The organism is Stenotrophomonas sp. 85239_Sma, from assembly GCF_056481725.1.
This window is the reverse complement of sequence record NZ_CM151163.1, coordinates 334567-347500: the sequence shown is the minus strand read 5'-3', so window position 1 is coordinate 347500 and position 12934 is coordinate 334567. Positions and strand designations below refer to the sequence as shown.

At 67.7% G+C, this 12934-nt stretch carries 12 protein-coding genes; 8 read left to right on the top strand and 4 right to left on the bottom strand.

Translation table 11 applies throughout. From position 1 onward, the window contains the following. Positions 1 to 167: 167 nt before the first annotated feature. Entirely contained in the window at positions 168 to 1379 is a 1212-nt protein-coding gene (gene tyrS / locus ACYKG1_RS01570; protein WP_262227507.1) for a tyrosine--tRNA ligase, read from the bottom strand. Positions 1380 to 1546: 167 nt separating this feature from the next. Between tyrS and ACYKG1_RS01565 the strand changes: the two genes are divergently transcribed. Together ACYKG1_RS01565 and ACYKG1_RS01560 are read left to right on the top strand one after the other, a co-directional pair. After that, positions 1547 to 3019 carry a M23 family metallopeptidase gene (locus ACYKG1_RS01565; protein ID WP_100474838.1) on the top strand — a complete coding sequence of 491 codons (1473 nt, stop codon included), beginning with the start codon at positions 1547 to 1549 and terminating at the stop codon, positions 3017 to 3019. A gap of 65 nt (positions 3020 to 3084) precedes the next feature. Continuing rightward, the gene (locus tag ACYKG1_RS01560) at positions 3085 to 4212 is read left to right on the top strand and encodes an anhydro-N-acetylmuramic acid kinase (RefSeq protein WP_100475278.1); all 1128 of its coding nucleotides are present in this window, start codon (positions 3085 to 3087) and stop codon (positions 4210 to 4212) included. Positions 4213 to 4284: 72 nt separating this feature from the next. Here ACYKG1_RS01560 and ACYKG1_RS01555 read toward each other — a convergent pair whose 3' ends face one another. From ACYKG1_RS01555 to ACYKG1_RS01545, 3 genes are all read right to left on the bottom strand, one after another. Then, on the bottom strand, positions 4285 to 4515 hold the full coding sequence (locus ACYKG1_RS01555) for a hypothetical protein (protein WP_005420465.1): 231 nt from the start codon (positions 4513 to 4515) through the stop codon (positions 4285 to 4287). 78 nt (positions 4516 to 4593) lie between these two features. Beyond that, complete coding sequence (locus tag ACYKG1_RS01550) at positions 4594 to 5895, bottom strand: AmpG family muropeptide MFS transporter (RefSeq protein WP_262227505.1); 1302 nt, start codon at positions 5893 to 5895, stop codon at positions 4594 to 4596. Beyond that, positions 5892 to 6692 (bottom strand): exodeoxyribonuclease III, encoded by an 801-nt coding sequence (locus ACYKG1_RS01545; RefSeq protein WP_262083959.1) that lies wholly within the window; start codon positions 6690 to 6692, stop codon positions 5892 to 5894. The genes ACYKG1_RS01550 and ACYKG1_RS01545 overlap by 4 nt, the downstream gene beginning before the upstream one ends. 161 nt (positions 6693 to 6853) lie before the next feature. On the opposite strand from ACYKG1_RS01545, the gene pyrE reads away from it, so the two are divergent. The 6 genes from pyrE to kdpC all read left to right on the top strand — a co-directional run bounded on the left by pyrE (position 6854) and on the right by kdpC (position 12903). Beyond that, entirely contained in the window at positions 6854 to 7513 is a 660-nt protein-coding gene (gene pyrE / locus ACYKG1_RS01540; RefSeq protein WP_100474875.1) for an orotate phosphoribosyltransferase, read from the top strand. An 18-nt stretch (positions 7514 to 7531) separates the two neighbouring features. Then, positions 7532 to 8194 carry a hypothetical protein gene (locus ACYKG1_RS01535; protein ID WP_262083960.1) on the top strand — a complete coding sequence of 221 codons (663 nt, stop codon included), beginning with the start codon at positions 7532 to 7534 and terminating at the stop codon, positions 8192 to 8194. Positions 8195 to 8373: 179 nt separating this feature from the next. Then, on the top strand, positions 8374 to 8466 hold the full coding sequence (locus ACYKG1_RS01530; RefSeq protein WP_005407770.1) for a potassium-transporting ATPase subunit F: 93 nt from the start codon (positions 8374 to 8376) through the stop codon (positions 8464 to 8466). Between the two features lie 12 nt (positions 8467 to 8478). Then, positions 8479 to 10188, top strand: a complete 1710-nt coding sequence (gene kdpA / locus ACYKG1_RS01525; RefSeq protein ID WP_478471612.1) for a potassium-transporting ATPase subunit KdpA — start codon at positions 8479 to 8481, stop codon at positions 10186 to 10188. Positions 10189 to 10198: 10 nt separating this feature from the next. After that, positions 10199 to 12256 (top strand): potassium-transporting ATPase subunit KdpB, encoded by a 2058-nt coding sequence (kdpB, locus tag ACYKG1_RS01520; RefSeq protein ID WP_478471610.1) that lies wholly within the window; start codon positions 10199 to 10201, stop codon positions 12254 to 12256. Next, positions 12253 to 12903, top strand: coding sequence for a potassium-transporting ATPase subunit KdpC (gene kdpC / locus ACYKG1_RS01515; RefSeq protein ID WP_478471609.1), 651 nt, complete (start codon positions 12253 to 12255; stop codon positions 12901 to 12903). Before kdpB ends, kdpC begins: the two co-directional genes overlap by 4 nt. Positions 12904 to 12934: the final 31 nt, after the last annotated feature.

Sequence of the window (12934 nt, the reverse complement as noted above, 5' to 3'; positions counted from 1 at the left end):
GTATGTCCCCATTCCCATCATTTGTGAAGGGGGTGTGGCGATTTTTTTCAACGGATGTTGCATCCGTTCATCCGTCGCGCTGCGGGATCCCGCGAAGAGCAGCCAAGCGCGGGCTTGGCTCTACAAGAACATAAGGAAGGGCCGGCTGCGCCGGCCCTTCCTTTGTCTCAGGCAGCGACCAGGCGCACGCGGGCGAAGGTGCGCTTGCCGACCTGCAGCAGGCCTTCGAAGCCGGGCTGCAGCACCTGCTGGCCGTCTTCGACCACTTCGCCGTCGACCTTGACCGCGCGCTCCTTGAGCTTGCGGTTGGCTTCGGAATTGCTGGGGGTCAGGCCGGCCGCAGTCAGCAGTGCGGCGATACGCAGGCCTTCGACCGGGATCACCACGTCCTGCAGCGGCAGCTGGGTGATGTCCCCCTGCCCGGTCACCGCCGCTTCCCAGCCGGCAATGGCCTGCTCGGCCGCCGCAGCGTCGTGGAAGCGGGTCGCCAGTTCACGTGCCAGGCGCAGCTTGACCACGCGCGGGTTCAGGACACCACTGGCCACCTGCTCACGCAGCTGCACGGCTTCGGCCTGGCTGATGTCGAAGGACAGCAGCTCGATCCAGCGCCACATCAGGGTGTCGTCCACCTTCATGGTCTTGGTGACGATGTCGATGGCCGGCTCGCTGATGCCAATGTAGTTGCCCAGCGACTTGGACATCTTGTTGACGCCATCCAGGCCTTCCAGCAGCGGCATGGTCAGCACGACCTGCGGCTTCTGGCCGTGGTGCTCCTGCAGGCCACGGCCCATCAGCAGGTTGAACTTCTGGTCGGTGCCGCCGAGCTCGACATCGGCTTCCAGGGCCACCGAGTCGTAGCCCTGCACCAGCGGGTACAGGAATTCGTGGATGGCGATGGACTGCTGGGCGGCATAGCGCTTGGCGAAGTCGTCGCGCTCGAGCATGCGTGCCACGGTGTGCTGGCCGGCCAGGCGGATCATGTCGGCCGCGCCCATCTTGCCGAACCACTCCGAGTTGAAGCGGACCTCGGTACGGCTGCGATCCAGCACCTTGAACACCTGTTCCTCATAGGTCCGGGCGTTGGCCAGCACGTCGTCGCGGCTGAGCGGCTTGCGGGTCAGGCTCTTGCCGGACGGGTCCCCGATCATGCCGGTGAAGTCGCCGATCAGGAAAATGACCTGGTGGCCGAGGTCCTGGAACTGGCGCATCTTGTTCAGCAGCACCGTATGGCCCAGGTGCAGGTCGGGCGCAGTGGGGTCGAAGCCGGCCTTGATCCGCAGCGGGCGGCCTTCCTGCAGGCGCGCACGCAGATCCTCGAGCTTGAGGATCTCGTCGGCACCGCGGCCGATCAGGGCAAGGGCTTCTTCAATCGAGGACACGTGACTACTCCCGGCAACGCCGATTCTTGTGTGGGGTGTTAAAGCAAAGTTAACCCGATTGGCTTCACAAAAGCCAATGGGCACAAGGGTTTGACGCGGTTTTCTCAGGTGTCTATGGTAACCGGCGATCAGGCCCGCGCTCCCGGGCCGCCAGGAAAAAACCGCAGATGCACAATTCCGAACAAGGGCGCGCACGCAAGCAGCGCTTCCAGGAACGCCTCCACGTCCTGCACGACAACGCCCTGCATCGGAAGCTCAGGCATCATCTTCCCGCCGCCTTCAATGAGCGCTGGACCCGCCGCCATTGGATGCACGCCAGCCTGTTCGCGACCATCGGCGCCCTGGTGGCGACGATCGTCCCCGGCTTCTCGCACACCATCGATGCACCTTACGCCGACAGCCACACCAGCCTGGCGCTGCCGTTGCCGCCGCTGGCGATGGCCCGCCAGCAGCAGGTGCCCGGTGACAGCTGGCAGGTGCTGCGGGTGCAGCGCGGCCAGACCCTGAGCGACCTGTTCGACAAGGCTGGCATCCCGGCCACCACCCTGCACCGGGTACTGGACCACCCGGGCGCGCGTGAGGCGCTGACCAAGCTTCGCCCGGGTGCCGAGATCGCCTTCGACATGCCGCTGTCCGGCGACCTGCGCAGCATCCGTTTCGACCGGGATGCCGACAACCGGGTCGAACTGAGCCTGGCCGGCGATGACATCAAGGAGAAGGTGACCCAGCGCGAGACTTCCACGCGCACCGTGGTCACCAGCGGCGAGATCACCAGTTCGCTGTATGCCGCAGCCCGCCGGGCCGGGCTGTCGCCGTCGGCGATCGCGACGATGACCGACGACATTTTCAAGTACGACATCGACTTCTCGAAAGACCTGCAACCGGGCGATCGCTTCAGCGTGGTGATGGATGAGACCTGGCGCGAAGGCGAGAAGGTGGACACCAGCAAGATCCTGGCGGCGACCTTCACCACCGGGGGCAAGACCTATTCCGGCTTCCGCTTCGACCGCAACGGCAAGTCCGAGTACTACGACATCAACGGCCGCTCGCTGAAGAAGAGCTTCATCCGCATGCCGATCCCGTTCGCGCGGCTGAGCTCGACCTTCGGTGCGCGCAAGCACCCGGTGCTGGGCAAGATGCGCATGCACAAGGGCGTGGACTACGCTGCGCGCACCGGCACCCCGATCATGGCCGCCGGCGACGCCCGCGTGCAGTTCGCTGGCGTGCAGCGCGGCTACGGCAACGTGGTGATCCTCGACCACGGCCGTGGCCACACCACCCTGTACGGCCACATGTCGCGCTTTGCGAACATCAAGACAGGCCAGCGCGTGGCCCAGGGCACGGTGATCGGCTATGTCGGCTCGACCGGCCTGGCGACCGGCCCGCACCTGCACTACGAATTCCGCGTCAACGGCGAGCACCGCAACCCGCTGACCGTAACCATGCCGCCGCCGGAGCCGCTGAAGGGTGCCGAGCTGGTCGCCTTCCGCGCGCAGACCGCACCGGCGATGGCGCGCATCCAGGGCATGGAGAAGCTGATCTACGCCGATGCCAGCCCGGCACCGACCAGCCGCGACGAGGCCGCCCCCGAGGTGGCCAGTGCCAAGGACAAGCAGGCGACCGGCCGCAAGCGCGGCTGAGCCCCTGCGTTGACGAAGAAGGACGCGGCAGCCCAAGCTTGCCGCGTCCTTTTTTTATGCCTGCCATGAACACGACTGCCGACGTTGACGCCCCCCTTTACCTTGGCCTGATGTCGGGCACCAGCGCCGATGGCATCGATGCCGCGCTGGTGCAGTTCCCCAGTGGCGGTGGCTGCCGCTTCGTGCACGGCCTGACCGCCCGCTGGGAGCCGGTGCTACGTGCGCGGCTGGTGGCGCTGGGTGAAGGTGGGCCGCTGGACTCGCTGGAGGAACTGGGCGAGCTGGATGCGCGGATCGCGATCAACTTCGCCGACGCCGCCAACCAGCTGCTGGCCGAAGCCGGCGTGGACCGCAGCCAGGTGCGCGCGATCGGCTCGCATGGGCAGACCGTGCGCCACCGCCCGCTGGCCGACCCGGCGTTCACCGTACAACTGGGCGACGGCAACCGCATCGCCGAGCTGACCGGGATCACCACGGTGTCCGACTTCCGCCGCCGCGACGTGGCGGCCGGGGGCCATGGTGCGCCGCTGATGCCGGCCTTCCATCTGGGCATGCTGGGCACCGCCGATGAAGACCGTGCGGTGCTCAACCTGGGCGGCATCGCCAACCTGACCCTGATTCCGCGCGAGGGCGCGGTGCGTGGCTTCGATACCGGCCCGGCCAACGCGCTGATGGATGCCTGGTGCCAGCGCCACACCGGCCGCACCTTCGATGCCGACGGCGCGTATGCCGCCAGTGGTGCGGTGGACGAGAGCCTGTTGGCCAGCTGGCGGTCCGACCCGTGGTTCACGCTTCCGCCGCCGAAGAGCACGGGCCGCGAACAGTTCCACCTGGCATGGGCCGAGGCGCATATGGACGAAGGCCAGTACGCCGCCGCCGATGTGCAGGCCACCCTGCTGGAGCTGACCGTGGCGACCGTAGTCGATGCGCTGCTGGCGCAGCAGCCGCAGACCCGGCGCCTGCTGGTCTGTGGCGGTGGGGTGCGCAACCAGCAGCTGATGAAGCGCCTGGCGGCGCGGCTGCCGGGAGTGCAGGTGGAGTCCAGCGCGGTGCACGGGCTGGACCCGGAGTACGTCGAGGCGATGGGCTTTGCCTGGCTGGCGCAGCGGACGATGGACGGGCTGGCCGGCAACCTGCCGAGCGTGACCGGGGCGAAAGGGCCGCGGATCCTGGGCGCGATCCACCTGGCGTGAGGTGGTGCCATCCGCGCATGGCGTGGATCTACCGGGAACGGCAGTCGAGCATGGCTCGACTCCCCAAAGGCGCTAATCGAAGCCCTGTCCTGCGGGCAGGGCCTGCAGGGCGGCGATGGCGTCGGAGAGCGCGTCCACTTCGGGATCGCCGAAGCCGGAGCGGACCTCCAGTTCGCTACTGAACAGGCCCTGCTCCAGCAAGGCGGCGCAGGTCTGTTCGTGGGTCCAGCCGCGGGCAACCGCGACGCGTCGGATACGTTCCAGCAGCAGCGGGTCCAGGTCCCGCAGCACAACATCGGCCATGCTCACTTCCCCGTTCGCAAGGCACCGCCCCCTCGGCGCGTCGGGGGCGATGATCCCGCAGTCGGGGCGGGCAGGCAATCAGGCGACCGGCGGCCCGCGGTCGGCGATCCGCGGCCACAGCCACGCCAGCAGCAGCAGGGTCGGCACCACGGTGATCGAGCTGAGGATGAAGAACGTGCTGTAGGACGTGGCTTCGACGATATAGCCGGAGACACCGCCGACGAACTTGCCCGGCAGGTTGGCGAGAGAGACCAGCAGCGCGTACTGGGTGGCGGTGAAGTTGCGGTCGGTCAGCGACGACATGAAGGCGACCAGCACGGTGCCGGCAAAGCCCTGGAACAGGTTGTCGGCACTGAGCGCGGCATAGAACGCCCACAGCTTGCCCGGATTGTGCGCCATCAGCAGGAAGGCGAGATTGGACAGCGCCACGCCCAGTGCGGCCACCAGCAGCATGCGGCGGAAGCCGAACGCGGCTACCGCGATGCCGCCCAGGAACGCGCCGCCGATTCCCATCCACACGCCGAACAGCTTGGACACGGTGGCGATGTCGGCCTTGTCGAACCCCGAATCGAGATAGAACGGCCCGGCCATCACACCGATCACCTGATCGGGGAACTTGAACAGGCCGACGAAGGCCAGCAGCACCAGCGCCAGCGCCACGCCATTGCGGCTGAAGAAGCTGGAGATGGGCTGGACGAATGCTTCGGCGATATCGATGCGGCGTTGCACGGCGATGGCCGGGCGCTCCGGTTCGGCGCACAGCAGGGTGGTGACGATCGGCAGCAGCATCAGCGCTGCCATCGCCAGATAGGCGACGATCCAGCCTTCGAACTGCGCCAGGTACAGCGCACCAGCACCGGCCAGGATCAGGCCGATCCGGTAACCCAGCGTATAGGTGGCCGCCAGCGCCGCCTGGGCGGCCTGCGGTGCGATCTCGATGCGATAGGCATCGACGGCGGAGTCCTGGGTGGCACCGGCGAACGACGCCACCAGCACCCACATCACCAGCGGCCAGACACCCTCCTCCGGCCGCACGAAGGCCAGCGCGACCAGGCCAACCAGCACCAGCACCTGCGACACCAGCAGCCACGAACGGCGGCGGCCGAGCCCGCCCAGCAGCGGAAAGGCATAGCGGTCCAGCAGCGGTGCCCACAGGAACTTGAGCAGGTAGAAGAAGCTGGCCAGGCTGATCAGGCCGATGCTGCCCAGGTCCAGGCCGACGTCTCGCAGGCGCGTGGACAGCGTCTGCGAAGCGATCAGCAGGAACGGCAGGCCGCTGCCGAACCCGAGCATGGCCATGGTCAGCGCCGACGGGGTACCGAAGGCGCGCTTGATGCCTGCCCAGCCCTTGTAGCTGACCGGCGTGGCGGCCTCGGTCACAGGTCGTAGTCCACGGTGAACGGCGCGTGGTCGGAGAAGCGCTCGTCGCGGTAGATCGAACAGCTACGCAGTTTGTCGCGCAGGCCCGGGGTGACGAACTGGTAATCGATGCGCCAACCGACATTGTTGGCGCGGGCGGCGCCACGGTTGCTCCACCAGGTGTAGTCCTCGCCGGTGGGGTTGAGCAGGCGGTAGGCATCGGCCCAGCCGCGGCCAGCGGCGACATCGGTCGCCTGGCCGTGGTCGGCGCAGAGGGCGTTGAGCCAGTCGCGCTCTTCCGGCAGGCAGCCGGAATTCTTCTGGTTGGACTTCCAGTTCTTGATGTCCAGCGCCGAACGCACGATGTTCCAGTCGCCGCACAGCACGTAGTCGCGGCCGCTGCGCGCCCACTCCTCGAGGATCGGCCGCAGCCATTCCATCACTTCGAACTTGAAGCCCTGGCGCAGGTCGCCCGAGCTGCCGGACGGGATATAGAAGGAGACCACGCTGAGGTTGCCGTAGCGTGCCTCGATGTAGCGGCCTTCGTCGTCGAACGGGGCCCAGCCCAGCGAGGTGATGACCTGGTCCGGCTCGCGCTTGCTGTAGATCGCCACGCCGCTGTAGCCCTTCTTGGTGATGGCGTCGCGGTAGAAGCAGTGGTGGCCATCGGGGCGGAACATCGGGTCGGTCAGCTGGTCTTCCTGGGCCTTGGTTTCCTGGATGCACAGGACGTCCGCGTCCTGGGCACGGAACCAGTCGAGGAAGCCCTTGGTCGCGGCGGAACGGATGCCATTGGCGTTGAAACTGATGATGCGCATGCGGGGACCTGCGGCGGGAAACCGGGCAAGCATACCGGTTGCCCGCAGCGCTGCGCAGTCCGCAGGGCCGGGCCTGGACAGCCTTCACAAGGGCCCGGACGAGCGCGAAACGCCCAGCTGGATTAGGATTTGTGCTCCAAATGAAGATGAATCGAGTTTTGATGAGCGACCACCGCCACCGTTTCCTGCAGCTGGCCCTGACCGCCGACGCCCTGCGCTTCGGCCAGTTCACCCTCAAGTCCGGCCGGCTGAGCCCCTATTTCTTCAACGCCGGTCGTTTCGACTCCGGTTCGCTGCTGTCGCAGCTCGGCGCCTGCTATGCCGATGCCATCGACGCCACCGGGATCAAGTACGACGTGGTGTTCGGCCCGGCCTACAAGGGCATCCCGCTGGCCACCGCGATGGCCTGCGAGCTGGCCCAGCGGGGCCGCGACCTGCCGCTGTCGTTCAACCGCAAGGAAGCCAAGGACCATGGCGAAGGCGGCAAGCTGATCGGCGCCGACATGAATGGCAAGCGCGTGCTGATCGTCGATGACGTGATCACCGCCGGTACCGCGATCCGCGAAGCGCTGGACATCATCCGCACTGCCGGCGGCACCCCGGCCGGCATCGTGGTGGCACTGGACCGCCAGGAGATCGCCTCGGAAACCGACCGCCGTTCGGCGGCGCAATCGGTGGCCGAAGAGGCCGGCATTCCGGTGATCGCCGTGGCATCGCTGGCCGATCTGCTTGATTTCGCCTCCGGCAACCCGGAACTTGTGGGCTACCGACAGCCGCTGGAAGCCTACCGGGCCCAGTACGGCGTTCGTTCGATCCGCTGACCGACCAGGGGAAAGGTCATGTCCCGAGTTCCTGCTGTTCTCTTTGCCGGCCTGCTGCTGGCCGTGCCGTTCACGCTGCCGGCGCAGTCGCGCGACGGCGGCAAGGTGGAAAAGAAGCTGTACTGCTGGAACGAGGGCAAGGAGCGGATCTGCAGTGATTCGCTGCCGGCCGATGCTGTCAATCACGCCCGCGAGGAGTTCAATGCGAAAAGCGGCCTGCGCAATGCGCAGGTCCAGCGCGCGTTGACTGACGAAGAGCGCGCCGCGGCCAGCACCGTGGCACAGCAGCAGCAGCTGGACCTGATGGCCGAGCAGACCCGCCAGCGCACCGAGCAGGCGATGCTGTCCACCTATGGCAGCGAGGACGACCTGCGCCGGGTGTTCGCCGAACGCCAGGAAGTGCTGGACAACAACCTCAAGACCGCCGAGTACAACGTCACCAGCCTGCGCGAATCGCTGGTGGCGCTGCTTTCAGCCGCCGGTGACCGTGAACTGGCCGGTGCCAAGGTGGCCGACAAGCAGGCCGAGGCGATCCGCCAGCGGCACGTGCAGCTGCAGTCGCAGCAGCGCCTGCAGGCCGGATTCCTGCAGCAGCAGCAGGCGCTGAAGGCGGAAATCGAAAGCAGCCTGCAGCGTTACCGCGAACTGAAGGGGCTGGTGCCGGCGAGCCAGGTTCCTTGATTCCCGTTGCAGAGCCGGGCCCATGCCCGGCTCTACGGAAGGCAGGCCTGGTTACGGCTTGGCCCGCGGAATTTATGCACTCTTTACGCGTCGGCCCGGTCCGGCGCGTAGTGCGTTTATGGGGGGCAGGATGACGATGACGGCCTGAGGTGGAGGGGTTCCACCAGGACGCTATTGCAATGTCCCCCTGGCTGTCGTTGTTGTGTGGCGTGCTGGTGCTGGTCGCCGCCGCCTATCTTCTTTATGTCGTGCTGCGGCCCGAGTCGTTCTGAGCGGAGACTGCCATGACTGAGATTCTTGCCATTCTTGCCGCCAGCGTGCTGCTGGCCTGGCCGCTGGGCCTGTACCTGGCGCGCGTGATGCGCGGTACGCCGATGAAGGTCGACGTGCTGTTCCACTGGATCGAAAAGCCGCTGTACAGGGTGTTCGGCGTCGATCCGTCGCGCTCGATGTCCTGGCGCGGCTACGTGCTGGCCTTCGTGCTGAGCAACGTGGTGGTCGCTGTGTTGACCCAGGCGGTGTTCATGACCCAGGCCTGGCTGCCGCTGAATCCGGACCAGATCCCGAACATGCGCTGGGACACCGCGCTGCACACGATGATCTCGTTCCTGACCAACACCAACCAGCAGCACTATTCGGGCCAGGCACAGCTGTCCTACCTCTCGCAGATGACCGGCATCACCGGCCTGCAGGTGGTGACACCGATGATGGGCCTGGCGCTGGCGGTGGCGACGCTGCGCGCGTTGTTCTCGCGTGCGCCGCAGGCCACGGCGGCCAGCGGTACCGGCGATGATCGCCAGGTGGCGGTCGGCAACTACTACGTGGACGTGGTGCGCCTGTGCGTGCGCTTCCTGCTGCCGCTGTGCCTGGTATGGACCCTGCTGCTGGCCAGCCAGGGCGTACCGTCGACGATGGCCGGTGGGCCGCAGGCCACGCCGATCGATGCCAGCGCCGGCATGGCCGAACAGAAACTGCCGTTGGGCCCGGTGGCGGCGATGGTCGCGGCCAAGCAGCTGGGTGCCAACGGTGGCGGCTGGTACGGCCCGAACAGCAGCTTCCCGCTGGAGAACCCGACCCCGCTGTCGAACGCGCTGGAGATCGTCGGCATCCTGCTGGTGCCGATGGCGGTGATCTTCATGATCGGCGCGTTCACCGGGCGCCGTCGCTTTGGCGCGCTGGTGTTCAGCTGCATGCTGGGCATGTCGCTGCTGTCCACCGGCGCGACGGTGTGGAGCGAAGGGCATAGCGCCAGCGCCGCCACCCCGCTGCTGATGGAAGGCAAGGAAGTGCGCTTCGGCGCCGACGGCACGGCGCTGTGGGCGGCGGTGACCACCCAGGTCTCCAACGGCTCGGTGAACGGCATGCACGATTCGCTGGCGCCGCTGAGCGGTGGCATCGCGATGGTCAACATGCTGGTCAGCGCGATCTGGGGCGGCATCGGCTGTGGCCTGCAGCAGTTCATCGTCTATCTGCTGCTGGGCGTGTTCCTGGCCGGGTTGATGACTGGGCGCACGCCGGAACTGTTCGGCCGCAAGCTGGAGACGCCACAGGTGCGGCTGCTGGCCCTGCTGGTGCTGCTGCAGCCGATCACCCTGCTGGTGTTCACCGCGATCACCCTGGCCGTGCCCGGCCTGGCCGGCACCTCCAATCCCGGTTTCCATGGCATCAGCCAGGTGTTCTACGAGTATGTCTCGGCCTACGCCAACAACGGCTCCGGATTCGAAGGGCTGGCTGACGCCACGCTGTGGTGGAACCTGAGCTGTTCGCTGGTGCTGCTGCTGGGCCGCTTCCCGCTGCTGATCATCCCGCTGGTGGTGGCCGCACAGCTCGCCGCCAAGCGCCAGGCGCCGGAGTCTGCCGGCAGCCTGCAGATCGAAACCCCGACCTTCGCCCTGACCTTGGTCTCGGTGATCGTCATCCTGACCGTGCTGCAGTTCATGCCGGCGCTGGTACTCGGCCCGATCGCCGACCACCTGAGCCTGGGACTGCACTAAGGACACCCCGATGAGTACCCAAGCAAGTTCAACCCGTAGTACCCATGCACCGCGCCCCGCCCTGCTTGATGGCGCCGGCCTGCGCCATGCGCTGGTCGAAGCGGTGCGCAAGCTGTCGCCGATGCATCTGGTGCGCAGCCCGGTGATGGCGGTGGTGATGGCCGGCACGATCGTCGCCGCGATCGTCACCCTGACCGGCAATGCGCCGCTGGGCTTCGGCCTGGCGGTGACCGCGATCCTGCTGGTGACCGTGTTGTTCGGCAACTTCGCCGAGGCGGTGGCCGAAGCGCGCGGCCGTGGCCAGGCCGCCTCGCTGCGCCGAGCCCGCCAGGACCTGGTGGCGCGCCGGCTGGCTGCGCCGCAGCCGGGTGCCGCTGAAACCCAGGTGCCGGCCGCCGAACTGCGCCCGGGCGACCACGTGATCGTCAGTGCCGGTGAACTGGTGCCGGCCGATGGCGAGATCGTGCAGGGCCTGGCCACCATCAACGAAGCGGCGGTGACCGGCGAATCGGCCCCCGTGCTGCGCGAGGCTGGTACCGACCGCTCCGGCGTGATCGGTGGCACCAAGGTGCTGTCCGACCAGATCATCGTGCGGGTGACCGCCGAACCGGGACACAGCTTCCTGGACCGGATGATCGCCCTGGTGGAGGGCGCCAACCGGCAGAAGACCCCGAACGAGATCGCGCTGACCCTGCTGCTGGCGGCGATGACGCTGACCTTCCTGATGGTGGTGGCGACGCTGCCGGCCATCGGTGCAGCCGTGGGCGTGCAGGTCGATCCGCTGCTGCTGATCGCGCTGCTGGTGTGCCTGATCCCGACCACCATCGGCGGCCTGCTGCCGGCCATCGGCATCGCCGGCATGAACCGTGCGCTGGCCGCCAATGTGCTGGCCAAGTCGGGCAAGGCGGTGGAAGTGGCCGGCGACGTCGACGTGCTGCTGCTGGACAAGACCGGCACCATCACCTACGGCGACCGCCAGGCCAGCCACTTCCATCCGCTGGCCGGCATCGACGCCAGCCAGCTGCGCGAAGCGGCACTGCTGTCCTCGCTGGCCGACCCGACCCCTGAAGGCAAGTCGATCGTGCGCCTGGCACGCGAACAGGGCTGCACCACCGCCGAACCGGACCATGCCGACTACCTCGCCTTCAGTGCACAGACCCGCATGTCGGGCGTGGACCTGGAACACGGCCGGCAGATCCGCAAGGGCGCCGCCGATGCGATCCGTGCCCATGTGCAGGCGCTGGGCGGCAGCGTGCCGGCTGAACTCGGCGGGCGGGTCGAGCAGGTCGCGCGCAATGGTGCCACGCCGCTGGTGGTGGCCGAGGGCCGCCACGTGCTGGGCGTGATCGAGCTGTCGGACGTGGTCAAGCACGGCATGCGCGAGAAATTCGCACAGCTGCGGGCAATGGGCATCCGCACGGTGATGATCACCGGCGACAACCCGCTGACCGCCGCCGCCATCGCCGCTGAAGCCGGCGTCGACGACTACATCGCCGAGGCGCGCCCGGAAGACAAACTGGCGCGCATCCGCCAGGAGCAGGCCGGTGGCCGCCTGGTGGCGATGGTCGGCGACGGCACCAACGACGCCCCGGCGCTGGCGCAGGCCGACATCGGCCTGGCGATGAACTCCGGTACGCAGGCGGCGAAGGAGGCCGGCAACATGGTCGACCTCGATTCGGACCCGGCCAAGCTGCTGGCGGTGGTGGAAGTGGGCAAGCAGCAGCTGATCACCCGCGGCGCACTGACCACCTTCTCGCTGGCCAACGACGTCTCCAAGTACTTCGCGATCCTGCCGGCGCTGTTCGCCGCGGCCGTTCCGACCATGGCCGCACTGAACGTGATGCAGCTGTCCAGCCCGCGCAACGCGGTGCTGGCGGCGCTGATCTTCAACGCCCTGGTGATTCCCGCCCTGATCCCGCTCGCCCTGCGTGGCGTGCGCTTCCGCCCGGCCACTGCAACGGCGCTGCTGCGCCGGAACATGCTGGTGTACGGCGTCGGTGGCGTACTGCTGCCGTTCGCGGCGATCAAGTTGATCGACCTCCTCCTTGTCCTGGTATTCGGCGCATGAACCGTTCTGTGTCCACGTCATCTTCCCTTCCGCGCGAACAGAAGGCCGGGGCCCGCGTGGCCAGCCTGCAGGATGGCGCCAGCTGGCGCCCGGCGATCGGCCTGGGCCTGGCCACCCTGCTGCTGGCTGGCGCGGTCTACGCCGGTATCGCCACGGGTTTTGCCGGCCTGGCCTACCCGACCCAGGCCGAAGGCAGCCTGCTGCGCGATGGCAGCGGCGAGGTGCGCGGCTCGGCATGGTTGTCGCAGCCGTTCACCGGTGACGGCTACTTCCAGGCACGTCCGTCGGCGGCCAACTACGACCCGATGGCCGCGGCCGGTTCCAACATGGCGCGCAGCAACCCGGCGCTGGCCGAGCGTGTTGCGGCCAGCACGGCTGCAGTGGCCGCACGCGAAGGTGTCGCCCCGGCGCAGGTGCCGGCGGACCTGGTCACCCAGTCCGCCGGCGGCCTGGATCCGCAGCTGTCGCCTGCCGCCGTACAACTGCAGGTGGCGCGCGTGGCGCGTGCCCGTGGCCTGCCGGTGGAGCGCGTGCAGGCATTGGTGCAGGCGCATACCGAAGGGCGGCAGTGGGGCCTGTTCGGCCAGCCGCGGGTGAACGTGGTGACACTGAACTTCGCGCTGGACCATGCGGCCAAGGCGCCGTGATGCAGGCCTGCACCGGCGGCGCGCACAATGG